The organism is Streptomyces marokkonensis (assembly GCF_008312835.1).
Taxonomy (GTDB): domain Bacteria; phylum Actinomycetota; class Actinomycetes; order Streptomycetales; family Streptomycetaceae; genus Streptomyces; species Streptomyces marokkonensis_A.
In genome coordinates this window covers 142,658-167,414 of sequence record NZ_VSKS01000010.1, presented here as the reverse complement: position 1 = coordinate 167,414, position 24,757 = coordinate 142,658, and the positions used below count along the sequence as shown (strand labels likewise).

Here is a 24,757-nt window from a genome sequence, read left to right as displayed (position 1 = left end):
CGGGCTCGGGTGGTCTCGGGGGCCGGGGGCTCAGGGTCCGGCGACGGGGGGCTCAGGGTTCGGCCACGAAGGGCTGCTCGGTCCAGATGACCTTGCCGGCCGCAGTGTGCCGGGTGCCCCACCGGTGGGCGAGCTGCGCCACGATCATCAGTCCGCGTCCGCCCTCGTCCGTGGTGCGCGCGTGGCGCGGGCGCGGTGAGGTGCCGCTGCCGTCGCTGACCTCGCAGATGAGGCCGCGGTCCCGGATCAGGCGCAGGCCGATCGGGCCGGACGCGTACCGGATGGCGTTGGTGACCAGTTCGCTGACGATGAGTTCCGTGGTGAACGCCAGGCCGTCCAGACCCCATTCCTCCAGTTGCCGCACGGCGGCGGCGCGGGCGTCGCCGACGGCCGCCGGGTCGCCGGACAGGTCCCAGGAGGCGACGCGGTGCGGTGACAGGACCTTGGTCCGGGCGAGGAGCAGGGCGGCGTCGTCGGGCGGCGGGCCGGTCAGCAGCGTGTCGACCGCGCCCCGGCCGACGTCCTCCAGCGTCTCTCCGGGCTTCGCCAGGGCGTGGCCCAGCCGGGAGATCCCCTCGTCGATGTCCCGGTCGGCCGTCTCGACGAGGCCGTCGGTGTAGAAGGCCAGGAGGCTGCCCTCGGCAAGCTCCAGTTCGGCGGCCTCGAACGGCAGGTACCCGAGCCCGAGCGGCGGCCCCGCCGGCAGGTCCAGGACCTCGGCGGTGCCGCCGGGGGTCACCAGGACGGGCGGGAGATGCCCCGCGCGGGCCAGCGTGCACCGTCTGCTGACCGGGTCGTACACGGCGTACAGGCAGGTCGCCCCCATGAAGCCGGCGCCGGCGACGGCCTCCGCCTCGTTGTCGTCGTGTGCCCCCATGAGGCCGATGACCAGGTCGTCGAGGTGGGCGAGCAGTTCGTCCGGGGGGAGGTCCAGGTTGGCGAGTGTGCGCACCGCCGCGCGCAGGCGTCCCATGGTCGCCGCGGCGTTCATGCCGTGTCCGACGACGTCGCCGACGACGAGGGCGACCCGGGCCCCGGACAGCGGGACGACGTCGAACCAGTCGCCGCCGACCCCGCTGGGGACGCCGGCCGGCTGGTACCAGGACGCCACCTCGAGCGCCGATCCCCCCGTGAGCACCTGCGGCAGCAGGAACTGCTGCATGGCGCGGGAGGCGGTCCGCTCGCGGGTGAAGCGGCGGGCGTTGTCGACGGACACCGCCGCACGGGAGACGATCTCCTCGGCGAGACGCACGTCGTCGTCCTCGAAGGGGGCGGAGCGCCTCGACCGGGCGAAGGTCGCCACGCCCAGGGTGACGCCGCGCGCCCGTACCGGCACGACCATGAGGGAGCGGAAGTCGTACTTGAGGAGCGACGCGCCCAGGGACGGGTCCTCGGTCACCCACGGGCTGGCGGTGCGGTCCAGGGTGCGTTCCACCAGGGTCCTGCTCTCCCGCAGACAGTGCGTCACGGGCGAGGACGGGGCACGCCGGACGGCTTCCCCGACGTCCAGGCTGCCCTCCGGGCAGCCCTCGCGCACCGACGCCTGCCCCGCGCGGCGGATGACGGGTCCCATGCCGACCGGTCCGGGGTCCGGCTCCTCGCCCCGCATGACGGAGTCCAGCAGGTCGACCGCCACGAAGTCGGCGAGGGGCGGCACGGTCACGTCGGCCAGCTCCTGCGCGGTGCGCCGCACGTCCAGAGTGCTGCCGATCCTGGCGCCGGCGTCGTTCAGCAGCGCCAGGCGTTCCTGGGCCCGCCGGCGTTCGGTGACGTCGATGAGCATGTACAGGATGCCCACGATGCGGTCGCGGCGGTCCTTCATCCCGAAGAAGGACACGGACATGGCACGAGCGCGCTCGGGGTCGTCGGTGGTGAGGAACTCGCAGTCCATGACCGGCCGCCCGGTGTCCAGGACGGTGCCCATCTTCTCCTGGAAGAGTCCGGCCTCCGCGGGCGGCAGCACCTCGTGCACCAGCCGGCCCAGGCGGTCCCCCAGGGGGACCAGGCGGTCCAGCGGGTCGTTGACCCAGACGTACCGCAGGTCGGTGTCGAGGACGGCGAGGCCGACCGGCGCGTGGGTGAGGAACGAGGTGAGCATCATCTGGCTCGCGCCTCCGCCGGGCATCCGCCAGAAGGCCCGCTTCGGCGGCCGGCCGACGTACCGGCCGAACAGGAGGGCGGCGGCCGTGGCGGCCAGCACGCCGGGCACCATCTCGTAGACACCCGATTCAAGCGGCCCGAGCAGGGGGTTGATCCAGTCCCACAGCAGCACCGTGCCGGCGCCGGTCACGATGCCGGCCGTGGCCCCCGCCCAGGTCATGGCGGGCCAGTACAGCGACAGCAGCACGACCGGGCCGAAGGCGGCTCCGAAGCCCGCCCAGGCGTGGGCGACGAGGCTCAGCAGCGCGTCGCCTCTGAGCGCGATGACGAAGGCCACCAGGATCACCAGGACGACGGTGGCGCGTCCCACCCGCACCAGAGCCCTGTCGGTGGCGCGCCGGTTGAGGAACGCCCGGTAGAAGTCCTCCGTGAGGGCCACGGACGACACGAGGAGCTGACTGTCCGCGGTGGAGATGACGGCGGCGAGCACGGCGATCAGCATCACCCCGGCGACCCACGGGTTGAGCAGTGTCCGGGACAGGGCGATGTACACCGTGTCGGGGGCGGACAGCGAGGGGACGAGCTCCCCGATCCCCGCCAGGCCGACAAGGGTGGCGCCGGCGAGCACGACCACGACCCACGCGGTTCCGATGCGGCGGGCGGCGGGAACGTCCCGGGCGCTGCGGATGCTCATGAAGCGGGCCAGGATGTGGGGCTGCCCGAAGTAGCCGAGGCCCCACGCGAGCAGCGAGACGATCGCCACGGTACCGAGCGTCCCGTCCGCCGACCACAGACCGCCTCCGTAGTCGACCAGCGCCCCGGGATCGCGCAGGGCGGGCTCTCTGCTGTCCAGGGCGTTGCCCAGGGCGCCGAAGCCTCCGACGGAGACGACGGCGGTCGCGGGCAGCACGATCAGGGCGAGGAACATGAGCGTGGCCTGCATGACGTGGGTCAGGCTCACCGCCAGGAAACCGCCCAGGCTCGAGTAGATCACGATGACCAGGGCGGTGACGGTCACTCCCAGCCCGAAGCGGAGGTCGAAGACGGTGTTGAACAGCAGTCCGCCCGCCACCAGACCGCTGCTGACGTAGAGGGTGAAGAACACCAGCGTGACCGCGGCCGAGACCAGCCTGAGCATCCGGGTGCGGTCCTCGAACCGCTCCTCCAGATAGGCCGACAGGCTGACCGCGTTCCCGGCCCGCTCGGTGTAGGTGCGCAGCCTCGGCGCGACGAAGAGCCAGTTGAGGTAGGTGCCGGCCGCCAGGCCGAGCGCGATCCAGGCGGAGCCGAGGCCCGCCGCGTAGACGGCCCCGGGGAGCGCCAGGAACAGCCAGCCGGACATGTCGCTGGCCCCCGCGGACAGGGCGGCGACGAGCGGCCCGAACCGGCGCCCGCCCAGGGCGAAGTCGGAGTAGGTGCGCGTGCGGGTGCAGGCCCAGACACCCGTGCCGACCATGGCGGCCACGTACAGCGCGAACATGGTGACGATCGGCGCACTCAAGTTGAACATATGGTCCTCGCCCGTGGAGTCCGCGATCAGGGGCACGCCCATCAGTCCGGCCGGCGGTTCGGTACCTCGGCGTCAAATCTACAGATTTCGAACACCCGCAACCATGCGGGTGCGCGCGCCTCGGCTCAAGGTGCCCCGCGCAACCGGTTCAGAAGTGCGGTACGACGGCCACGGGGCAGCCGGCCTGCTGCAGCACGGCGTGGGTCACCGGGCCGGTGCGCGGGACCCTCGGCCGGTCGGTGAGCCGGTGGCCGACGACCAGCAGGTCCGCCGCGGACGCGGCCCTCAGCAGGGCGCCCGACGGCTTGCCCTCCACGGCCATCTCCAGCACGACGACGTCGGGGTACTTGTCGCGCCACACCCGGAGCACCGAGGAGAGGAAACCGAGCCACTCCCCGGCTCTCCGGGGATCGCCCGGCAGGCCCCCCTCACCGGGGCCCGGGGGGAACGGACCGGGCGCGCGCCAGGCGTGCAGCACCCTCAGCCGCGCCCGGCGCAGGCGGGCCGACTCGAAGGCGAACGCGATCACCTCGTCGCACGGCTCGGTGACGTCGAGACCGAGGACCACGTCCCGCCGGCCGTCACGGGGGAGGCCGGCCGGCTCGTCGTACGGCCCTTCGGCGTCCGCCCGTACCAGGACGACGGGGTGCGTGGCCCTCGCCACCACTCCGAGCGCGACCGAGCCGGCGAGAAGGCCGGTGATGCGGCCCGCTCCGCGCGAGCCCAGCACCAGCGGGTCGGCGTCCTCCGCGGCCTTCACCAGGGCGTCGGTGGCCGGCCCCTCGACCTGGTCGTCGTACAGCCGCACCCCGGGGCACGCGGCGAGGACGCGTTCCTCGGCCTGCCGCAGGACCCGCTGCGCCAGGGTCCGCCGGGCGGCGTCCGCGATCGGTGGCTCGCCTCGGCGCGACTGCCCGTCGCGCGCGTGCAGCAGCCGCAGCGCCCGTCCGCGGCGGACGGCCTCGTGCGCCGCCCATGCGGCGGCCACCAGACTCGCGGCGGAACCATCGACGCCGGCGACAACAGGCGAAAGCATGACGTGCACCTCCAGCACAAGAGCTACTCCCCCGCTGTCAGCCTCGCTCCCAGGAGGGTGCCCGCACAGGGGCCGGAGGGTTCATCGCCGCGGGCCATCAGGCCCCATGGCGGGGCGGGGAACGGCCCGCCGCACTCCTGCGAGGTCCCCCGTCCCGGTCACAGGGGGGTGGCGGCGTACAGGATGAGGGCCATCGTCACGGCGGAGTTGGCGGATGACATCGCGGACACGGCGGCCCCCGCGGCGGCGCCCCACGCCGCCAGCCCCACCAGGGTGAACAGCGAAGGCCAGCGCCGTACGGCCGGGGCGGGACCGAGCAGCGCCGCCACCCGGCGCGGAACCGGGCCGGGCGCGGCGAGCCCCGCCAGCGTGGCGACCGGAGTGCCCCGCGACACCAGGGCCGCCTTGCCGATCGCGTGCGCCACGGTGCGGCGGCTGCCGACGGCCTGCGCCGCGTCCTCGTCGGCCCACCGTTCCGCCGTGTACGCCACCGCCGTGCGCAGCGGCCGCAGAAACGGGTTGGCCCGCGCGGCCAGCTGGACCGCGAGCAGGAAGCGGTGGTGGCGGGCGGCGAGATGGGCCCTTTCGTGCGCGAACAGCGCCCGGCGCTCGGCCGGTCCGAGCCGCTCCAGCAGCCCCGTGGTCACCACCACACGGTCCCGCCGCCCGCCCGGCAGCGCGTACGCGTACGGCACGCCGTCGGACAGGACCGCCACCTCCGTCTCCCGCAGCCCGGCCAGCGCCCGGTGGGCGCGACGGCGCACCCGGCCGTGCCGCCACAGCGTCCGGCCGCACGCCACCAGCACCGCGCACAGGGCGGGGATCGCGGCCTTCCCGACGACCTCGTCGTACGGGACCGCAGCGCGCACCTCGGGGTCCGACCAGCCGTCGGGCAGGGGGTTTCCGGGCAGCTGGGCGGTGCCGACCACCATCGCCAGCGCCAGGCACACCGTGCTGCACACCGCCATCACCGCGGCCACCCCGGTCAGCAGCCGGGTCGCGGTCCGCGGGTGCAGGTGGTGCTCGGCGAGGCGCGCGACCGGCCATGCCGTCAGGGGCAGCACCAGCGGCAGGAAGACGAACACCCCCATGGCCGCTCAGTCTTCCCCGTCGTTCCCCGACTGGCCCAGCAGCTCCCGCAGGAGGCGTTCGTCGTCCGGCCCGAGACCGGTGACGAAGCTGGCCAGCACCGCCTCCCGGTCGCTCTCGGCGTCCAGTACCTTGCGCATCTTGTGGGCGGCCAGGCCCGCCTGGTCCGACGAGGACGTCCAGGCGAAGGACCGGCCCGAGCGCTCCCGGGTGACCGCGCCCTTGGCCAGCAGCCTGGTCAGGATGGTGATGACGGTCGTATAGGCGAGGTCGCCGCCGAGGCGCTGCTGCACCCAGCCGGCCGTCGCCGGGCCGTCCGCCTCCCGCAGCGCGGCCAGGACCAGCGCCTCCAGCTCGCCCTGCCCCCGCCGCCGGGAACGCTGCCGCTCCTCCGCCACGCCCTGTCTCCCTTCCGCCACCGCCGGTTCGCCGGGCTGACATCGTATGGACGCCCGTCCGGTGCCTCCGCGCGGCCCACGGGGGCCCGCACCTACTCTACAGTGATGTAGATTCGCGACCGGGCCTCGGAGAAGGAGCAGGACACCCATGTTCGGACTGAGCGAGCTGGCCGTCATCCTGATCGTCGTCATCGCCGTACTCGCCGCCAAGAGGCTCCCGGATCTCGTCCGCTCCGCGGGCAAGTCGGCCCGCATCCTCAAGGCCGAGACCCGCGCCCTGAAGTCCCCCGCCCCGGGGACCGAGGAGCGGCGCGACGGGCTCCGCCCCTGATCCGGTACGGGGCCGGGACGAGCGGGAGGCCGTGACCGGCTCGGGGGTGAGCCTCACTGTGCCCGCAGGCCGTGCTCCCGGAACTGCCGCCGCACCCGCTCGGTCAGGTCCGGATCCGGTACGGGGGTGTCGCGCAGCGGGAAGGGGATGCCCAGCGCGTCGTACTTGTGGGCGCCGAGTTTGTGGAAGGGCAGGACGTCCACCCGGTCGACGTTGCCCAGTCCGGCCAGGAACCCGCCGAGCCCGTCGATCGCGGCCGGGTCGTCGGTCCAGCCGGGCACGAGGACGTAACGGATCCACACCGGGACGCCCAGCCGGTCCAGACGGGCGGCGAAGGCCGTCGTCGGGGCGAGGGCGGCGCCGGTCAGACGGCGGTAGGTGCGCGCGTCGAAGGACTTGATGTCCAGCAGCACCAGGTCGGTGTCGGCGAGCAGGGCGTCGCTCGCGCGGGCGCCGAGGAAGCCGGAGGTGTCGAGGGCCGTGTGCAGACCGAGCTCCTTGCAGCGGCGGAGGACCGCCGCCGTGAACGCCGGCTGGAGGAGGGCCTCGCCGCCGGTGAGGGTGACGCCCCCGCCGGCGGTGGTGATGAAGGCCCGGTACTTCTCGATCTCGGCCATCACCTCGTCGACGGTGGCCGGTTTGCCGTCCCGCATGTGCCAGGTGTCCGGGTTGGCGCAGTACAGGCAGCGCAGGGGGCAGCCGCTGAGGAAGAGGACGAACCGGGTCCCGGGACCGTCCACTCCCGTGGAGAGGTCCCAGGAGTGGATCCGGCCCGTCACCGGCTCGGCCGTGGTGCTCACAGCGAGCCGTGGAAGGTACGGCTGATCACGTCGAGCTGCTGTTCACGGGTCAGCCGGACGAAGTTGACGGCGTACCCGGACACCCGGATCGTCAGTTCCGGGTACTTCTCCGGGTGTTCCATGGCGTCCCGCAGGACCGCGCGGTTCAGGACGTTCACGTTCATGTGGAAGCCGCCCGAGGCCATGTAGGCGTCGAGGATGCCGACCAGGTTGCCGGCGCGCTCCTCGGGGACGTGTCCGAGACCCTCGGGCGTGATGGTCGTGGTCAGGGAGATGCCGTCCCGGGCCTGCTCGTACGGCAGCTTGGCCACCGAGAGGGCCGAGGCGGCCACCCCGTGCCGGTCGCGTCCGTTCATCGGGTTGGCGCCCGGTGCGAAGGGTTCTCCCGCCCGCCGGCCGTCGGGCGTGTTGCCCGTGTGCTTGCCGTAGACCACGTTCGAGGTGATGGTCAGCACGGACTGCGTGTGCTCGGCGTCGCGGTAGGTGGGGTGCTTGCGCACCTTCGCCATGAACGACTCCACCAGGTCGACGGCGATCGAGTCGGCGCGGTCGTCGTTGTTGCCGTAGGCCGGGAACTCCCCCTCGGTGCGGAAGTCGACGGCGAGTCCGGTGCCGTCCCGGAAGACCTTCACCCGCGCGTGCCTGACGGCCGACAGGCTGTCCACGGCGACCGACAGTCCGGCGATGCCGCACGCCATGAACCGGTGCACCGGGTGGTCGTGCAGCGCCATCTCCAGGCGCTCGTAGGCGTACTTGTCGTGCATGTAGTGGATGACGTTCAGTGCCTCGACGTAGGTCTCCGCCAGCCAGTCCAGCACGCGGTCGTACGCCGCCTCCAGCTCCTCGTGGTCGAGGTACTCCCCCGTCAGCGCGGGCATCGGGGGTGCGACCTGCTCGCCGGTCATCTCGTCCCGGCCGCCGTTGACCGCGTACAGCAGTGCCTTGGCCAGGTTCACCCGCGCGCCGAAGAACTGCATCTGCTTGCCCACCGCCATCGCGGAGACGCAGCAGGCGATCGCGGTGTCGTCACCGGTGCGCGGACGCATCAGCTCGTCGGACTCGTACTGGATCGCGCTGGTGTCGATGGAGACCTGCGCGCAGAACCGCTTGAAGCCCGCGGGCAGCCGCGGCGACCACAGGACGGTCAGGTTGGGCTCGGGGGCCGGGCCGAGGTTGTAGAGGGTCTGCAGGAAGCGGAAGGACGTGCGGGTGACCAGCGGGCGGCCGTCCTCCCCGATGCCGCCGATGGACTCCGTCACCCAGGTGGGGTCGCCGGAGAACAGGGTGTCGTACTCGGGGGTGCGCAGGAACCGCACGATCCGCAGCTTGATCACGAAGTCGTCGACGAGTTCCTGGGCCCGGGTCTCGTCGACCGTGCCCTCCTCCAGGTCCCGCTGGAGGTAGACGTCGAGGAAGGTGGAGGTGCGGCCGAGGGACATCGCGGCGCCGTTCTGCTCCTTCACCGCCGCCAGGAAGCCGAGGTAGAGCCACTGCACCGCCTCGTGCGCGGTCGTCGCGGGACGTGAGACGTCACAGCCGTACGAGGCCGCCATCTCGGTCAGTTCGCCCAGCGCGCGGATCTGCTCGGCCAGCTCCTCGCGGTCGCGGATGACGTCCGGGCCTGAGGGCCGCGCGTCCAGCAGGGCGCGCTCGGCGCGCTTGGCCTCGATCAGCCGGTCCGTGCCGTACAGCGCGACGCGCCGGTAGTCGCCGATGATCCGGCCGCGGCCGTAGGCGTCGGGCAGCCCGGTGATGATGCCGGCCTTGCGGGCGGCGCGCATCACGGGGGTGTACGCGTCGAAGACACCGGCGTTGTGGGTCTTGCGGTAGGTGCCGAACACCCGGGTGACGAAGGGGTCGGGCTCGTAGCCGTACGCCCGCAGCCCGTTCTCCACCATGCGCAGCCCGCCGTTGGGCATGATCGCGCGCTTCAGCGGGGCGTCCGTCTGCAGGCCCACGATCAGTTCGCGCTCCCGGTCGATGTAACCGGGGGCGTGCGAGGTGATCGTGGAGGGGGTGGCGGTGTCGACGTCGAGGATGCCCCGGCGCCGCTCCTCGGGGAAGAGCGCGCTGACCTTCTCCCACACCGCGCGGGTCCGGTCCGTCGGCCCGGCCAGGAAGGCCGCGTCGCCCTCGTAGGGCGTGTAGTTGGCCTGGATGAAGTCGCGCACGTCGATGTGCTCACGCCACCGCGTCCCGGCGAACTGCCGCCAGGCGTCGGCGGTCCGGGGGCCGGCTGTCATGGTCGTGGTCATCACGGGTCCTCTCCGTGGCGGGGCTGTCACTGTCGATGCTCGCCGTCCGGCGTGATCGCGGGGAGTGCCGGTCAGGGCACCGCACCGGTTCCGTCCGGCCCCCGTGGTCCGGGACCTTCGGCGCGGCACCGGTGCGGACGGGGCCGCCGGCCCGGCCGCGCGGCCGGGTGGGCTAGACGTGCGGCACCACGGCGACGGGGCAGGCGACGTGGTGGAGGACGGCATGGGTCACGGGTCCGGTGCGGGCACCGAGCCGGCCACCGCCCGTACGGCGTCCCACCACGAGCAGCCCGGCGTCGTGTGCGGCGCGGACCAGGGCGGTGGCGGCCCGGCCCTCGGTCACGCTCCGGGTCACCCGGACCGTCGGGTACTTCTCGCACCAGGGGCCCAGGGCGGCGCTCACCGCCCGCTCCGCGGCCGCGAGGGCCTCCGCCCCGGCCACCGGCGGCGGCGGTGCGGCGGGCGCCGTGACCAGCGACGCGTCGGAGGCGGGCTGCGGCGGCACCTTGAACGCGTGGACGACGGTCAGGCGGGTGCCCCGGCGCCGGGCGGCGTCGAAGGCGAACCCGATCAGTTCGTCGCAGGGGTGCCGGACGTCCAGCCCCAGCACGACGGCCCGGTGGGGCGTCGCGGGGATCTCCTCCGGGGCCACGCCGTCCGCGGCCGGGAGATGCTCGTCGGCCGCGGTCCACCCGGGCCTCACCACCACCACGGGCCGCGGTGACCGGGCGACCATCCGCTGGGACACGGATCCCGTGACGAATCCGGTCACCCCGCTCACGCCGTGCGATCCGAGGACCAGCAGCTCGGCGTCCGCGGCGGCGGCGACGAGGGCGGCGACCGGGGAGCCGGACACGACCCGGCCGGCGACCGGCAGTCCGGGGTGATCCGCGTGGACGCCGTGGACGGCCTCCCGGACGGTCCGCCCGGCCCGGTCCTGCCCGGTGCCGCCCGGGGGCACGTCCGGCCGGGGCCGGGCGGGGTGGCGCCCGGCGTGCACGACGGCGAGTCCGCCGCCGTGGCGCGCGGCCTCCCGGGCAGCCCAGTGCACGGCCGCCGGACTCGCCGCGGATCCGTCGACTCCGACTACTACGGTGTGTGGCATGGCGCGTCCCTCCCGGACCCCGGAACGCTTCCGGTGTCCCCGACGCCCTCGAGCCTCTCCCCCACCCGGGCCGGCTCCCAGGGGCCGCACAGACCCTGTACGGATCCCTTCGGCCCCACTTCCCCGGAACGCCCCCGGCGGGGGGCCGCGGGCCCATCGGCCCCTTGCCCGGGTCTGCCGGCACCTCGCGCCGCGGGCCCGCCGGCCGGACGCTGGATGCATCAGCCCCCAGAAGAGGAGCACGGTGTCATGGTCCGATACGTGTACGACTTCACCGAGGGCGGCCGCGAGATGGCCGGCCTGCTCGGTGGCAAGGGCTCGAACCTGGCCGAGATGACCCGGCTGGGGCTGCCGGTCCCGCCCGGTTTCGTCATCACCACCGACGCCTGCCGGGCCTTTTTCACCACCGGTGGTGAGCCGGCGGGCATGTCGCGGGAGGTCTCCGACCATCTGAAGGCCGTGGAGAAGGCGGCCGGCCGGCGGCTCGGGCAGCGGGACGATCCGCTGCTGCTGTCCGTCCGTTCGGGTGCTCGCTTCTCCATGCCCGGCATGATGGAGACGATCCTCGACATCGGGCTGAACGACGACTCCGTCCTGGGCCTGGCCAAGGTGTCCGGCAGTGAGCGCTTCGCCTGGGACTCCTACCGCCGCCTCGTCCAGATGTTCGGCAGCACGGTCATGGGCGTCGACGCGCGCCTGTTCGAGAGGGCCATGGCGGAGCTCAAGGACCGGCGGGGTGCCCGCGACGACGTGCACCTGGACGCCGGAGACCTCGCCGGGCTGGTGGAGACGTACAAGACGGTGATCCGCCGGGAGACCGGGCAGGACTTCCCGCAGTCCCCCGCCGAGCAGCTGCGCCGTGCGATCCTGGCCGTCTTCGAGTCCTGGAACGGGGAACGGGCGCGCCTGTACCGCCGGCGCGAGCACATCCCCGACGACCTGGGCACCGCCGTCAGCGTGCAGCGCATGGTCTTCGGCAACCTCGGGCCCGACTCCGGCAGCGGTGTGGCCTTCACCCGTGACCCGGCCACCGGCCGCCCCGGACTGTACGGCGACTACCTGCCCAACGCCCAGGGCGAGGACGTCGTCGCCGGTATCCGCAACACCGTGCCCCTGGGCGAGCTGGAGCGGCTGGACCCCGAGTCGTACGCCCGCCTACGGGCGCACATGGAGACCCTGGAGCGGCACTACCGGGACCTGTGCGACATCGAGTTCACGATCGAGCGCGGCACGCTGTGGATGCTGCAGACCCGGGTCGGCAAGCGCACCGCCGAGGCGGCCTTCGCGCTTGCCGCCGCGCTGGCCGACGAGGGACTCATCACCCCGGACGAGGGCCTGGCCCGGGTGAGCGGCGACGGTCTGGCGCGGCTGATGTTCCCGCGCTTCGACACCTCCGAGCACGGGGATCCGCTCGCCCACGGACTCCCGGCGTCCCCGGGTGCCGCGGTCGGCGCGGCCGTCTTCCACTCGGCGGAGGCGGTACGGCGGGCCGCGGCCGGCGAGAAGGTGGTCCTGGTCCGCCAGGAGACCAACCCCGACGACCTGCCCGGCATGATCGCCGCGCAGGCGGTGCTCACCAGCCGCGGCGGCAAGACGAGCCACGCCGCCGTGGTGGCCCGCGGCATGGGCAAGGTCTGCGTGTGCGGCGCCGAGGAGCTCACGGTGGACACCGAGGCACGGCGCTTCACCGCACCTGACGGCACGGTCGTCGAAGAGGGCACGGTCATCTCGGTGGACGGCTCCGCCGGCGCCGTGTACCCGGGGTCCGTGCCCCTCGCCGACTCGGCGGTCATGCGGTTCCTGGAGACGGGCGGCACCGACGAGGGAGCGGCCGGGGTGGTCGACTCGGTGGCGCGTGCCCTGGCCCGGGCCGACACGGTCCGGCGACTGGAGGTGCGGGCCAACGCGGACACCCCCGAGGACGCCGCGCGGGCCCGCCGGTTCGGCGCGCAGGGCATCGGCCTGTGCCGCACCGAGCACATGTTCCTCGGTGAGCGCCGCAAGCTGGTCGAGGAGATGATCCTGGCGGACTCCGACGTGGAGCGCGAGCGTGCTCTGGCGGCGCTGCTGCCGCTCCAGAGGCGGGACTTCGCCGCCATCCTCGAGGCGATGGACGGCCTTCCGGTCACCATCCGCCTGCTGGACCCGCCGCTGCACGAGTTCCTTCCCGACCGGACCGACCTCGCGGTGCGGATCGCCGCGGCCGAGGCGCGCGGGGACCTGCCGGCCGCGCACGACGCCGAACTGCTGACCGCGGTGAACCGGATGCACGAGGAGAACCCGATGCTCGGACTGCGGGGCGTGCGCCTCGGCCTGGTGGTGCCCGGCCTGGTCGCCATGCAGGTGCGGGCCATCGGCGAGGCCGTCGCGGAACGCCTGCGGGCCGGTGGCGCCCCCCGGGCGGAGATCATGGTCCCGCTCGTCGGGGACGTCCGCGAACTGCGCATCGTCCGCGACGAGGTGCGGCGGGTCCTCGCCGAGGTCTCCGAGGAGTCCGGCCTCCCGGTCGACTGCCCCGTCGGCACCATGATCGAGCTGCCCAGGGCGGCACTGACGGCGGGCCGGATCGCCGAGGAGGCGGAGTTCTTCTCCTTCGGCACCAACGACCTGACGCAGACCACCTGGGGCTTCTCCCGCGACGACGTCGAGGCCGAGTTCTTCTCCGCCTATCTCGACAAGGGCGTCTTCCCGGTCTCCCCGTTCGAGACGATCGACCGGGACGGCGTGGGCCGGCTCGTCACGATCGCCGTCGCCGAGGGCCGGGCCGCCCGGCCGGACCTGAAGATCGGTGTCTGCGGCGAACACGGCGGCGACCCGGAGTCGGTGCACTTCTTCCACTCCGCCGGCCTGGACTACGTCTCCTGCTCGCCGTTCCGGGTCCCGGTGGCCCGGCTGGAGGCCGGACGGGCGGCGCTGGAGGACGTGGAGGGGAGCGACAGCAGGTGACCGGGACCCCCGGCCCGGTACCCCGGGCCGGGCGGCCCTGGGGCCCGGGCGGCACGCGGGGCAGTCTGGGGCTGCAGAGATCAGCGGAAGGAGTGGGGCAGATGACGAACGAGGGCACCGGCACCGGTGGTGTCGCCGTCCGGGTGCGGGCCGACGGGAACGTGGACGAGGGGGCGCTCGCCTACCTGCGGGAGAAGATCGGCGCCGTCCTGGGCCGTCCCGGGCTCCCGCCCGTCAGCGGGGAGGTCCGCGTCACCAGGGCCGCGGCGGCCCACGTCGCGCTCCCCTGGTTCGCCGGGGCCGAGATCCAGGTGGGCGACGACCTCGTCGTCGTGCACGCCCGCGAGGCGAGCGCGCGGGAACTCGCCGACCGTCTGCAGGACCGGCTGCGCAGCCGTACGGAACGCTCGGCGCACCGGCGGGTCGAGGCCCGCAGGACGGCCGCGCCACCGCCGTGGCGCGGCGGCCCGCGGCGTCAGCAGCGCCAGGGCGCCGGATGAGGGTGAACGGCCGCGGCACCTCGTGCCGCGGGACGGGCGAACGGCCCGGGGCAGCCGCCCCGGGCCGTTCGCCGTGCCGGGGCCGGCGCCCGGGTACCGCGGGCCGGGACGCGGTCGGCGCCGGCGCCCGGGTGTTCCGTTCCGGCGCCCGTGCGGCGCCGGCCCGTCCCGGCCGTCCGCGGCCTTGGGGGGCCGGGCCGGGCGGCCGCCCGGCCCTCCCGGTCAGGGACGGACGGCCCGGGAAGGGGACCTTCGGCGCCTGCGCGGCACAACGAACGCAGGGGACAGTGGAGTTGAGAGCGGTGCCCGTCACCCACGGCGCCGCCTCCCCACCCGCGGCCGTACGTCATGACGGCCCTCACCCTGGAGGCGTACTCCGCATGAGCCGACACGACGAAGGAACCACGGCCCCGGCGCCCACCGGCGCGCCGTCCGACAGCGACGTCGCCGTGGACCGTCTGGTGACGGCCGCACTCAAGGCGCTCGACGACTACGAGGCCCTCACCCAGGAGCAGGTCGACCACATCGTGAAGAAGGCCTCCGTCGCCGCGCTGGAACAGCACACCCTGCTGGCCCGTCTGGCGGTGGAGGAGACCGGGCGTGGCCTCTTCGAGGACAAGGCGGCGAAGAACATCTTCGCCTGCGAGCACGTCACGCACAGCATGGGCCACATGAAGACCGTCGGTGTCATCGCCCGTGACGACATCGAGGACATCGTCGAGATCGCGGAACCCGTCGGCGTGGTCTGCGCGATCACACCGGTGACCAACCCGACCTCCACCACCGTCTTCAAGGCGCTCATGGCGCTGAAGACCCGCAACCCGGTCGTGTTCGCCTTCCACCCCTCGGCACAGCGCTGCAGCGCCGAGGCGGCCCGGATCGTGCGGGACGCCGCCGTCGCCGCCGGTGCTCCCGAACACTGCGTCCAGTGGATCGACACCCCGTCGGTCGAGGCGACCGGTGCCCTGATGCGCCACCCGGGTGTCTCGCTGATCCTGGCCACCGGCGGCAACGCCATGGTGAAGGCCGCCTATTCGGCCGGCAAGCCCGCCCTCGGCGTGGGCGCCGGGAACGTCCCCGCCTACGTGCACAGGAGCGCGGAGCTGCGCCGGGCCGTCAACGACCTGGTGCTGTCCAAGTCGTTCGACAACGGCATGATCTGCGCCTCCGAGCAGGCCGTCATCCTGGACGACGAGATCTACGACGCGGCACTGGCCGAGTTCCGCGTCCTGCACGCCCACCTGGCGACCGGCGAGGAGAAGGCGAAGCTGGAGACGTTCCTGTTCCCGTCCTCGGCCGCCCCGGGCGGCGGCTGCGAGCCCAAGGTCAACGCGGCCGCCGTCGGGCAGAGTCCGGCGTGGATCGCCGAGCAGGCCGGGTTCTCCGTGCCCGCGGACACGTCCGTCATCCTGGTGGAGGCCGAACGGGTCGGTCCCGACGAGCCGCTGACGCGCGAGAAGCTCTGCCCGGTCCTGGCCGTGCTGCGCGCCGAGAACACCCGGCGCGGTTTCGACCTGGCCGCCGACATGGTCGCCTTCCACGGCCAGGGACACAGCGCCGTCATCCACACCGAGGACCGTGAGCTCGCGGAGGCGTACGGCAAGCGCATGAAGACCGTGCGGATCATCGTCAACGCCCCGTCCTCGCAGGGGGCCATCGGCGGCATCTACAACAACCTGCTGCCGTCGCTGACGCTGGGCTGCGGCTCGTGGGGCAGCACCTCGGTGTCCAACAACGTCTCCGCCGCCCAGCTGCTCAACGTCAAGCGGGTGTCCACCCGCCGCAACAACCTGCAGTGGTTCAAGGTGCCGCCGAAGATCTACTTCGAGCCGCAGGCCATCCGCTACCTGACGTCCATGCCGGACGTGCACCGCGTCACCGTGGTCACCGACGCGACGATGACCCGCCTCGGCTTCGTCGACCGTGTCACGCGCGTCCTGCAGCGGCGCCGGGAGCCGGTGACCGTGCAGGTCATCGACAACGTCGAGCCGGAGCCGAGCATCGACTCGGTGCAGCGGGGCGCGGACCTGATGCGGGACTTCCGTCCGGACACGATCATCGCGCTGGGCGGCGGCTCCCCCATGGACGCGGCGAAGGTGATGTGGCTGCTGTACGAGCAGCCCGACATCGACTTCGCGGACATGCGGCAGAAGTTCTTCGACATCCGCAAGCGCGCCTTCCGCTTCCCCACCCTGGGCGCACTCGCCCGGCTGGTCTGCATCCCGACGACCTCGGGCACCGGCGCCGAGGTGACCCCGTTCGCGGTCATCTCCGACCCCGCCACCGGCAAGAAGTACCCCCTGGCCGACTACGCGCTCACCCCCAGCGTGGCGATCATCGACCCCCTGCTGACCACCGAGCTGCCGCCGGCCCTGGCCGCCGACAGCGGCTTCGACGCCCTCACCCACGCCATCGAGGCGTACGTGTCCGTCTACGCCAACGACTTCACCGACGGACTGGCCCTGCACGCCATCCGCCTGATCTTCGACAACATCGAGACGGCGGTGAACGACCGCGACGGGTCGCCGAAGGCGCGGGAGAAGATGCACAACGCCGGCACCATCGCGGGCATGGCCTTCGGCAACGCCTTCCTCGGCATCGTCCACGCCATGTCCCACACCCTGGGCGCGACCTTCCACGTCGCGCACGGCCGCACCAACGCGGTCCTGCTGCCGCACGTCATCCGCTACAACGGCACCGTCCCCACGAAGCTCACGGGCTGGCCCAAGTACGAGAACTACCGGGCCCCCGAGCGCTTCCAGGACATCGCCCGCGCCCTCGGGCTTGCCGCCGCGACACCCGAGGAGGGCGTGGAGTCGCTGGCCGCCGCCGTCGAACGGCTGCGCGCCGCCGTGGGCATCGAGCCGACGTTCCGGGCGCTCGGCGTCGACGAGCGGGCCTTCCTCGACGCGCTGCCGCAGCAGGCCCTCAACGCCTACGAGGACCAGTGCGCGCCCGCCAACCCCAGGATGCCCATGCTCGACGACATGCAGGAGCTCATGCGTGCGGCCTACTACGGCTGAACGCGGCCCGCGGGCGGGAGCCGGCCGGCCGGGGTCGTCCGGACCCCGCCCCGGCCGGCTTCGGCGTGCCGCCGCGGCACGCCCCGCCCGGCCCGCTCGCCAAGGCCTTCCGCCCGCCGGGGACCATCGGACACCCGCCCGGGGTCTGCCGGCCCACGCCACGGGCACCGGGCCGGGGTCACGATGGGGGCACGAACCCTTGCGGGAGGATGCCATGAACCACCTCGTCACCAACCGGAGCATCGTGGTCGGCGTCGACGGGTCCGAGGCCTCGGCGGCGGCCCTGCGCTGGGCAGCGGAACAGGCCGCCGCGCTGCGCGCCGAGGTCGTCGCGGTGCACGCGTGGGAAGCGACGGCACCGCACATCGCCCCGTACGCCCCGGTCTCCGTCCGGCCCACGCCCGCCCAGGAGCGGGACGCTGCCGCGCGGCTGCTCACGGAGACGCTGCGCCGGGCCTTCGGCCCCCGGACCGACGGCTCGGTACGGGCCGAGCTGGTCGAGGGGCAGGCCGTGCGGGTGCTCCTGAACCGGGCGCGTGGCGCGCTCATGCTGGCCGTGGGCCGCACGGTGCACGGCCAGGGCGACGTGCCGGACGTCGGTCCGGTCGGCCGGGAGTGCCTGCGCCACGCGCCGGTCCCGGTGGTCGCGGTGCCCGCGCCCGACCCGGAGGCGGTGCTGCCGCGCGTGCCTCCGCGCCCGGCGTCCGCCGGTGGGGCCGAAGGGCCCTCCGAGGGGGTCCGAGCGGCCCGTGGCGTCCCGCTCCGGCCGGGCGCACGCTGACATCAGGGAGCCGCGCCGTCCGGGCAGGCACCGCACGCCGGCGGAAACGGCGGCTCCGACAGTACGCAGCAAGGACGAGACGAGAGGAGACAGGGCGATGACCACCACCACCCTGACCACGGCGCTCCCGGCCGAGTACCGCGAGCGGCTGATGCGGCACGCCCGTGAGGTCTCCTTCGACATGGGGACGCGCCTGTTCAACGAGGGCCGGCGCGCCGACCGGTTCTGGATCATCCGTACCGGCACCGTCGCCCTCGACCTTCAGGTCCCCGGTCGCCGGGCGGCCGTGATCGAGTCGCTGGGCCACGGGGAGCTGGTCGGCTGGTCCTGGCACTTCCCGCCCCGGGTGTGGCAGCTGGGCGCCGAAGCCACGAGCCCGGTGCGGGCCTGGGAGTTCGACGCGGACGCGGTGCGGGCGCTGTGCGAGGAGGACCCCGAGTTCGGCCGCGCGATCGCCGTGTGGGTCGGTCGTGTGGTCGCCCACCGGCTGCACTCCGCCCGCGTCCGGCTGCTCGACCTCTACGCCCCGTACGGCAGTGGGATGACCGGGGCACGGTAGGCGCGCGCCGGACGAAGGCGTCGCACATCCCACGGGATTCCGTACGCGGCCCGGACCGGTCAACGACCGGTCCGGGCCGCGTCACGTCACCGGAGCCGGCGCAGGTACGGATCCTGGGGCCCGCGCGGCACCAGGCGGATCCGCGCGTCGAGCACCGTGACCCGGCCGGGTGTGGCGAGCACCGGGTCGAGGTCGGCCTCGGCGAGCTGTGGCAGTTCCTCCGCCATCCGGGACAGCCGCAGCAGCACCTGCTCCAGTTCCTCCACGTCGACGGGCGCGCCGCCCCCCGCGCCGAAGAGCAGAGGTGCGCAGCGTGGGGCGGTGATCAGGTCGTGGACGTCGTGGTCGGTGAGCGGGGCGAGGCGGGCGGCGTGGTCGGCGAGCACCTCCGTGGCCGTGCCGCCGAGGCCGAACAGGACGAGCGGGCCGAAGACGCCGTCCTGGACGACTCCGGCGAACAACTCAATGCCCCGTTCGGCGAGGGGCTGCACGACCACCCCGGTCATCAGCCCCGGGAAGCGTGACGCCAGGTCCTGGTGGGCGGCGCGCACCTGCTCCTCGCCCCGCAGGTCGAGGTGGACGGCACGCTGTTCGCTCTTGTGCACCAGGCCCGGCCAGTGGGCTTTCATGACGACCCGTCCGTCGGCACCGCGCAGCCGCTCGGCGGCGCGGACGGCCTCGTCCTCGGTGCCGGCCCATGCCCAGGGCAGCTGCGGCACCGCGTAGCAGGCCAGCAGTTCGCCGCAGGTGCGCGGGTCGAGCCAGCCGCCGTCCGGACGGCCGGCCAGGAAGGCCGCGACGATCCCGCGGGCGCGCTCCGTGTCGGCGTCGGTGGCCGGGACCGTTCCGGCGGGCCGGCGCAGCCAGGCCGCCCGGCGGGCGGCGTGGGCGAGGGCCTGTGCCGCCGCCTGGGGATCGGCGTAGGAGGGAATGGTGCCGCCGCCGGCCGCGGGCAGCAGACCGGCCGCCACGTCCTGCGCCGGCCGGACCAGAACGAGCGGACGTGCCCGCCGTCCCGCTTCCCGGGTGAGGGCCCGGACCGGATCGTCGCCGGTGGCCTCGGCGACCGCGGTGGGCACCAGCACGACCAGCACGGCGTCGGTCCCCGGGTACTCGATGAGCCGGTCGACACACGCGCTCAGCGCGTCCTCCGACACGGCGGCCGTGGTGTCCACGGGGTTGCCGGCGGACGCGCCGGGGGGCAGCACGGCGAGCAGGCCGTCGACCAGGGTGGGGGTGAACTCCGGCACGGCGAGCCCCGCCTCGGCGCAGGCGTCGGCGGCCGGCACGCCGGCGCCGCCCGCGTTGGTGACGATCGCGACGCGGCTGCCCGCGGGGAGCGGCTGCGCGTGGAACAGCGCGGCGGTGGCGAGGAGTTCACCGACGGAACGGGTCGCGGTGATGCCGGCCTGGATGAACAGGGCCTGCCGGGTCATGGTGCGGCCGGCGGCGGCCGCGGTGTGCGAGGCGGCGGCCCGCCGGCCCGCGTCGGTGCGCCCGGCGTCGACGGTGAGCACCGGCATACGGCGGGTCACCCGCCGCGCGGTGCGGGAGAACGCCCGCGGGTTGCCGAAGGACTCCAGGTGCAGCAGGGCGAGGTCGGTGCGGCCGTCGCTCTCCCACCACTGCAGCATGTCGTTGCCGCTGACGTCGTACTTGTCCCCGAGGGAGGCGAACGTCGACACGCCGATCCCCAGCCGGGACAGCCCGTCGAGCAGGGCGATGCCGACGCCGCCGGACTGCACGGCGACACCCGCGCTGCCGGGTGCGGGATGGCCGGCGGCGAAGGTGGCGTCGAGACGCAGACCGGGCTCGGTGTTGGAGATCCCGAGGCAGTTCGGGCCGACCAGGCGCATGCCGTACGTGCGGCAGGCGGTCAGCAGGGCCTGCGCCTGGGTGTGGTCGAGTCCCGCGGAGACGACCACGAGTGCCCGTACGCCGGCCTTGCCGGACTCCTCGGCGAGGGCCGGGACCGCGGGGGCGGGAGCGGCGATCACCACGAGGTCGGGGGTCCGGGGCAGGGAGCCGATCGAAGGGTGGGAGGGCACGCCGAGGATCGCGGTGGCGTGGGGGTTCACCGCGGACAGGCGGCCGGCGTATCCGCCGGCGCGGATGTGGTGCAGCACGGCGCGGCCGACCGATCCGGGCCTGCGTCCGGCGCCGGCGACGGCCACCGCCTCCGGCCGCAACAGCGGTACGAGGCTGGCCACATCGGCGGCCCGGCCCCGCGCCTCCACGGCGCTGAGGTAGGCCTCGTCCTGGTCGAGGGCGATCGTGCAGCGCACCTCGGTCCCCTCGAGGCGCCGGGTCACGTGCAGTCCGAGGTCGGTGAAGAGCCGCAGCACCTCGCGGTTCTCGCTCAGCGCGTCGGCCGTGAAGGTGGTGACGCCGTCCGCTCGGGCCGCCGAGACCAGGTGCTCGACGAGCAGCGTGCCCACGCCCCGGTGGTGCCGCCCGTCGGCGACGGCGACGGAGATCTCCGCCGGGTCCTTCCCGCCCCCGGTGTCGTACTCCGCGAGGCCGATCACGCGCCCCTGCGCCTCGGCCAGCAGCGCCCGGTACCCGGGGCGTGCGGGAGCGCAGGCCCGGTCGGCGGCCATCCGGGCGGAACGGCGGCTCACGGCGAAGAACCTCATGCGCAGGTTCTCCGGCGACATCTCCTCGTACAGCCCCTCGAGCCGGTCGTGGTCGCCGGGCCGCACCGGGCGGATGCACACCGTCGTGCCGTCCGTCAGCAGAGCGTGAACGGGGGGTCGGCTGATCACATCGTCCATGACGGGTCTCCTCCACGTCTCGCGCCCCTTCGAGCGTCCAGCGGTTCGCCGCCCCGCGCCATGGGCTGCCCGGGACCCTTCGGGGCCGATCGGCCCCGGGCCCCGCCGAGGGCCGTACGGCCCCTGGCGCCGTCCCTCCCCCGGGCCCACGCTGGAACAGGACACGCCCCCTCACGAGCCGTGCGGACGGGCGGGAAGGAGTTCCCATGAGCACCACGGCCGTCGACGTCCCCGTCCTGGAACGAATGATCGCCGCGGCCTCCGCCGCGCCCTCGGTCCACAACACCCAGCCCTGGCACTTCCGGTTCGTCCCGGACACCGGCACGCTGGAGGTCCGGGCCGCCCCGGAGCGGGGTCTTCGGCACATCGACCCGGCCGGGCGCGCGCTCCACGTCTCCGTCGGGTGTGCCGTCCTCAATCTGCGGGTGGCGGTGGCCCACCACGGCTGGGAGCCCGTCACACGGCTGCTTCCGCTCCCCGGCCGGCCGGATCTCCTGGCCACCGTGCGGCTCGCCCGCGCGGCCGGGGGAACCTCGCTCCCCGACCTGTACGAGGTCCTGTGGCACCGGCACAGCAGCCGGTTCCCGTTCTCCCGGCAGCCCCTGCCGCCGAGCCTGCTCGCCGAGTTCGGCGACGCCGCACACGCCGAGGGCGCCCTCCTGTGGTTCCCGGAGCCGCCGGAGACCGCGCGGGTGCTCCAGGCCACCCGGGAGGCGGAGCACCGCAACACGGCGGACGCCGACCGGGCAGCGGAAAGCCGCCGCTGGGTGCGGGCCGCGGAACACTCACACCTCGGCGTGCCGGCGGCGGCGCTGGGCGTCCAGGACTTCCGCGACCACGTGCCGACCCGCGATTTCGGCGCACACCGGCATCCCGCGGTGCTGGAGGCCCGCCCGTACGAGGCGCGTCCGCTCATCGCCGTGCTGTGCACGCCGCACGACCGGCGCGCGGACTGGCTGCGCGCCGGTCAGGCGCTGGAGCGCGTCCTGCTGACGGCCACCGCGCACGGCGTACGTGCCTCGCTCCTGCACCAGGCCCTGGAGTGGCCGGATCTGCGCCGGCACCTCCGGTCGCCGGCCGGAGGCCTGAGGGGCCACCCGCAGATGGTGCTCCGGCTCGGATACGGCCCTCAGGGCCCGGCCTCGCCACGGCGCACCGCCCACGACGTCCTGACGCGCGCGTGACGGACCCGCGGGAGCGGGCCTTTCGTTCCCCTCCGGGACGGGATCACCTCTCGGGGGAAGCGCCCGCCTCCCGCACCGGGACGTGCCACACGAGCCTGGTGCCGCCACCGTCACGGTCACCGGTCTCCATGCCGCCCCCCAGCTTCCTCGCCCGCTCCGCCATGTTGGCGAGACCGCTGCGGCGGCCGCCGGCCGGTATGCCCACGCCGTTGTCGGTGACCGTGAGGCGCACCTCGTTCCCGTCGGTCTCCAGCACGGCCTCGGCGCGGTCGGCGTGCGCGTGGCGGGCGATGTTGGACAGGGACTCGGACAGCACGGCCACGAGATCGTCGGCGGTCTCCCTCGGGACATGCGTGTCGAGCAGTCCCTCCATGCGCACGCTGGGCGCGAAGCCCAGCAGCGGGGCGGCCTCGCCGACGACCCGCACCGCACGGGCGCGCAGACCGGGGGCCGTGTCCTCGGAGCGGGAGCGCAGGCCGAAGATCGTCGAACGGATGATCTTGATGGTCTCGTCGAGGTCGTCCACGGCCCGCAGGACCCGCCCCGAGGCCTCCCGGTGCTCGATGAGGCGACCCGCGCTCTGCAGCGTCATCCCCGTGGCGAACAACCGCTGGATGGCCAGGTCGTGCAGGTCCCGGGCGATCCGGTCGCGGTCCTCCAGCAGAGCCACCTGTTCGGCGTCCGCACGGCGTTCGGCCAGCTCCATGGCGACGGCCGCCTGCGCGACGAAGTCCTGCAGCGGCTCCCGCTCCTTCTCGGAGAACTCGGCCTTCTCCGCACTTCGCACGAGCAGCACCACGCCACGGGCGTTGTCCCCCGAGCCGATGGGTACGGCCACGGCCGGACCGAGCCCGGTGAACCGCGGCGGCCCCGCCGAAACCCGTTCGTCGTGTGTGACGTCCGGGCTCGTCACCGGGGCGCCGTCGGCGAAGGCCCGCCCGACGAGGGTGCCCTCCACCGGCAGCACGAGCCCGCGGTACCGCTCCGCCTCGTCCCCGAGCGCGAGGTCCACCGCGAGGGAGTCGGTGTCCTTCACCGGTATCGCGACCACGGCCAGGGCCGCGTCGGTGATCTCCCGCGCCTGCTCCGCGATCAGTTCGAGGACGTCCACCCGGGCGCCGCCGGACATCAGGCTCCGGGTGACCTCCGCGTTGGCCCGAAGCCAGCGCTCGCGCAGCCGGGACTCCTCGTACAGGCGGGCGTTGTCGATGGCCACGCCGGCCGCCACGGCGAGGGTGGACAGCACCGACTCGTCGTCCTCGTCGAACTCCGCGCCGCCCCTCTTCTCCGTCAGGTAGAGATTGCCGAAGATCTGGTCCCGCACCCTGATGGGCACACCCAGGAAGGTGTTCATGGGCGGGTGGTGCGGCGGAAAGCCGTAGGAGGCCTCGTGCTCGGCGAGCACCGGCAGACGCAGCGTCTCGGGGCGGTGGATCAGTTCCCCGAGAATGCCGTGCCCCTCCGGGTAGTCCCCGATGCGGCCGATCTGCTCGTCCGTGACACCGACGGTGTGGAAGGCCGACAGCCGCTTGCCGTCCGCACCGATCACCCCCAGCGCGCCGTACTGCGCGTCCACCAGGGCCGTCGCCGCCTCCACGATGCTGTACAGCGCCTGCTTGAGTTCCAGTTCCCGGCCGACGGACAGCACCGCCTCGAGCAGGCTGTGCACCCGGTCCCGGGTCCCCCGGGCCGTGTCCAGGCGGGCCTGCAGTTCTTCGAGCAGCTCGTCCAGCTTCAGTTGCGGCAACTGCATCCGGGCCTGCTGAGCATCCTCGGAGCGAGCCAACATGTTCCTCCAACCGTCCGGCGCGGAGCCGACCACTGTCCGCTCATCCGCAACGGTAGCGTCCGGCGTTCGTGGAGGACATGGCGGCACCGGCCGCCGAGGCGCCGGGGGGTGTGCCCGGGCGGTCAGGCTCGCGGCAGCCCGGCCGCCACGAGGCCGGTGAGGTCGAGCAGCCGGTTGGTGTAGCCCCACTCGTTGTCGTACCAGCCGAAGACCTTGACCAGTTCGCCGTGCGCCTGGGTCGGCGGGGCGTCCAGGACGCGGGAGGCCGGGTCCCCGACGATGTCGCGGGAGACGATCGGCGCGTCGGACACCCGCAGAACGCCCCTCAGCGGCCCGTCGAACTCGTCCGCGGTCACCGGCCCTTGATGCCCACGCGTACGGTCATGTCCTCGTCCTCCCGGTGGATGCGCGGCCCGTGGCGTCCGGGCGCGGTCCCAGCCTCCCGCCGACGCGTGGGGCGGGGCCCGGGCCGAAGGGGGGGCGACGTCCGGGGCCGTCCGGCCCCGGACGGCCCCCGCGCCGTCCCGGTGGTCCCCGCGCGGGGACACCCGACCGCACGCAGCCGGTCACAAGCGGT

16 protein-coding genes and 1 pseudogene are annotated in these 24,757 nt (G+C 74.0%); 7 read left to right on the top strand and 10 right to left on the bottom strand.

From position 1 onward, the window contains the following. Positions 1–52 precede the first annotated feature (52 nt). The 4 genes from putP to F1615_RS19070 all read right to left on the bottom strand — a co-directional run bounded on the left by putP (position 53) and on the right by F1615_RS19070 (position 6,133). Positions 53–3,610, bottom strand: a complete 3,558-nt coding sequence (gene putP, locus F1615_RS19085) for a sodium/proline symporter PutP (protein WP_149550201.1) — start codon at positions 3,608–3,610, stop codon at positions 53–55. 148 nt (positions 3,611–3,758) lie between these two features. Further along, entirely contained in the window at positions 3,759–4,646 is an 888-nt protein-coding gene (locus tag F1615_RS19080; RefSeq protein WP_149550200.1) for a universal stress protein, read from the bottom strand. Between the two features lie 158 nt (positions 4,647–4,804). Continuing rightward, complete coding sequence (locus F1615_RS19075) at positions 4,805–5,737, bottom strand: M56 family metallopeptidase (protein WP_149550199.1); 933 nt, start codon at positions 5,735–5,737, stop codon at positions 4,805–4,807. A 6-nt stretch (positions 5,738–5,743) separates the two neighbouring features. Next, complete coding sequence (locus F1615_RS19070; RefSeq protein ID WP_149550198.1) at positions 5,744–6,133, bottom strand: BlaI/MecI/CopY family transcriptional regulator; 390 nt, start codon at positions 6,131–6,133, stop codon at positions 5,744–5,746. A gap of 148 nt (positions 6,134–6,281) precedes the next feature. Between F1615_RS19070 and F1615_RS19065 the strand changes: the two genes are divergently transcribed. After that, complete coding sequence (locus F1615_RS19065; RefSeq protein WP_149550197.1) at positions 6,282–6,464, top strand: twin-arginine translocase TatA/TatE family subunit; 183 nt, start codon at positions 6,282–6,284, stop codon at positions 6,462–6,464. A 53-nt stretch (positions 6,465–6,517) separates the two neighbouring features. Here F1615_RS19065 and pflA read toward each other — a convergent pair whose 3' ends face one another. The 3 genes from pflA to F1615_RS19050 form a co-directional block, all read right to left on the bottom strand. After that, a complete protein-coding gene (gene pflA, locus F1615_RS19060) occupies positions 6,518–7,264 on the bottom strand; it encodes a pyruvate formate-lyase-activating protein (RefSeq protein WP_208818355.1) in 747 nt (248 codons plus the stop codon). Further along, entirely contained in the window at positions 7,261–9,519 is a 2,259-nt protein-coding gene (gene pflB / locus F1615_RS19055) for a formate C-acetyltransferase (RefSeq protein WP_149550196.1), read from the bottom strand. The genes pflA and pflB overlap by 4 nt, the downstream gene beginning before the upstream one ends. A gap of 172 nt (positions 9,520–9,691) precedes the next feature. Then, positions 9,692–10,624, bottom strand: coding sequence for a universal stress protein (locus F1615_RS19050; RefSeq protein ID WP_149550195.1), 933 nt, complete (start codon positions 10,622–10,624; stop codon positions 9,692–9,694). Between the two features lie 249 nt (positions 10,625–10,873). Between F1615_RS19050 and ppdK the strand changes: the two genes are divergently transcribed. From ppdK to F1615_RS19025, 5 genes are all read left to right on the top strand, one after another. Next, positions 10,874–13,570, top strand: coding sequence for a pyruvate, phosphate dikinase (gene ppdK, locus F1615_RS19045; protein WP_149550194.1), 2,697 nt, complete (start codon positions 10,874–10,876; stop codon positions 13,568–13,570). Between the two features lie 101 nt (positions 13,571–13,671). Continuing rightward, a complete protein-coding gene (locus tag F1615_RS19040) occupies positions 13,672–14,070 on the top strand; it encodes a hypothetical protein (protein WP_149550193.1) in 399 nt (132 codons plus the stop codon). A gap of 380 nt (positions 14,071–14,450) precedes the next feature. After that, positions 14,451–17,093 carry a bifunctional acetaldehyde-CoA/alcohol dehydrogenase gene (gene adhE / locus F1615_RS19035; protein ID WP_149550192.1) on the top strand — a complete coding sequence of 881 codons (2,643 nt, stop codon included), beginning with the start codon at positions 14,451–14,453 and terminating at the stop codon, positions 17,091–17,093. Positions 17,094–17,307: 214 nt separating this feature from the next. Continuing rightward, on the top strand, positions 17,308–17,874 hold the full coding sequence (locus F1615_RS19030) for a universal stress protein (RefSeq protein ID WP_149550191.1): 567 nt from the start codon (positions 17,308–17,310) through the stop codon (positions 17,872–17,874). Between the two features lie 97 nt (positions 17,875–17,971). After that, positions 17,972–18,433 (top strand): cyclic nucleotide-binding domain-containing protein, encoded by a 462-nt coding sequence (locus F1615_RS19025; RefSeq protein WP_149550190.1) that lies wholly within the window; start codon positions 17,972–17,974, stop codon positions 18,431–18,433. An 86-nt stretch (positions 18,434–18,519) separates the two neighbouring features. Here F1615_RS19025 and F1615_RS19020 read toward each other — a convergent pair whose 3' ends face one another. After that, complete coding sequence (locus F1615_RS19020) at positions 18,520–21,207, bottom strand: bifunctional GNAT family N-acetyltransferase/acetate--CoA ligase family protein (protein ID WP_149550189.1); 2,688 nt, start codon at positions 21,205–21,207, stop codon at positions 18,520–18,522. Between the two features lie 206 nt (positions 21,208–21,413). Here F1615_RS19020 and F1615_RS19015 point away from each other — a divergent pair, with 206 nt between their 5' ends. Continuing rightward, positions 21,414–22,391, top strand: a complete 978-nt coding sequence (locus F1615_RS19015) for an Acg family FMN-binding oxidoreductase (RefSeq protein ID WP_149550188.1) — start codon at positions 21,414–21,416, stop codon at positions 22,389–22,391. 43 nt (positions 22,392–22,434) lie between these two features. On the opposite strand, the gene F1615_RS19010 is transcribed toward F1615_RS19015, so the two are convergent. After that, on the bottom strand, positions 22,435–24,180 hold the full coding sequence (locus F1615_RS19010) for a GAF domain-containing protein (RefSeq protein WP_280118899.1): 1,746 nt from the start codon (positions 24,178–24,180) through the stop codon (positions 22,435–22,437). A 122-nt stretch (positions 24,181–24,302) separates the two neighbouring features. Then, a pseudogene (locus F1615_RS19005) lies at positions 24,303–24,533 on the bottom strand (type I glyceraldehyde-3-phosphate dehydrogenase); the annotation flags it as partial. Between the last annotated feature and the right edge of the window lie 224 nt (positions 24,534–24,757).

Coding starts and splice junctions, on each gene's coding strand:
- putP (WP_149550201.1), bottom strand. CDS start 3,610: ATGTTCAACTTGAGTGCGCCGATCGTCACCATGTTCGCGCTGTACGTG.
- F1615_RS19080 (WP_149550200.1), bottom strand. CDS start 4,646: ATGCTTTCGCCTGTTGTCGCCGGCGTCGATGGTTCCGCCGCGAGTCTG.
- F1615_RS19075 (WP_149550199.1), bottom strand. CDS start 5,737: ATGGGGGTGTTCGTCTTCCTGCCGCTGGTGCTGCCCCTGACGGCATGG.
- F1615_RS19065 (WP_149550197.1), top strand. CDS start 6,282: ATGTTCGGACTGAGCGAGCTGGCCGTCATCCTGATCGTCGTCATCGCC.
- pflB (WP_149550196.1), bottom strand. CDS start 9,519: ATGACCACGACCATGACAGCCGGCCCCCGGACCGCCGACGCCTGGCGG.
- F1615_RS19050 (WP_149550195.1), bottom strand. CDS start 10,624: ATGCCACACACCGTAGTAGTCGGAGTCGACGGATCCGCGGCGAGTCCG.
- ppdK (WP_149550194.1), top strand. CDS start 10,874: ATGGTCCGATACGTGTACGACTTCACCGAGGGCGGCCGCGAGATGGCC.
- F1615_RS19040 (WP_149550193.1), top strand. CDS start 13,672: ATGACGAACGAGGGCACCGGCACCGGTGGTGTCGCCGTCCGGGTGCGG.
- adhE (WP_149550192.1), top strand. CDS start 14,451: ATGAGCCGACACGACGAAGGAACCACGGCCCCGGCGCCCACCGGCGCG.
- F1615_RS19030 (WP_149550191.1), top strand. CDS start 17,308: ATGAACCACCTCGTCACCAACCGGAGCATCGTGGTCGGCGTCGACGGG.
- F1615_RS19025 (WP_149550190.1), top strand. CDS start 17,972: ATGACCACCACCACCCTGACCACGGCGCTCCCGGCCGAGTACCGCGAG.
- F1615_RS19020 (WP_149550189.1), bottom strand. CDS start 21,207: ATGGACGATGTGATCAGCCGACCCCCCGTTCACGCTCTGCTGACGGAC.
- F1615_RS19015 (WP_149550188.1), top strand. CDS start 21,414: ATGAGCACCACGGCCGTCGACGTCCCCGTCCTGGAACGAATGATCGCC.
- F1615_RS19010 (WP_280118899.1), bottom strand. CDS start 24,180: ATGTTGGCTCGCTCCGAGGATGCTCAGCAGGCCCGGATGCAGTTGCCG.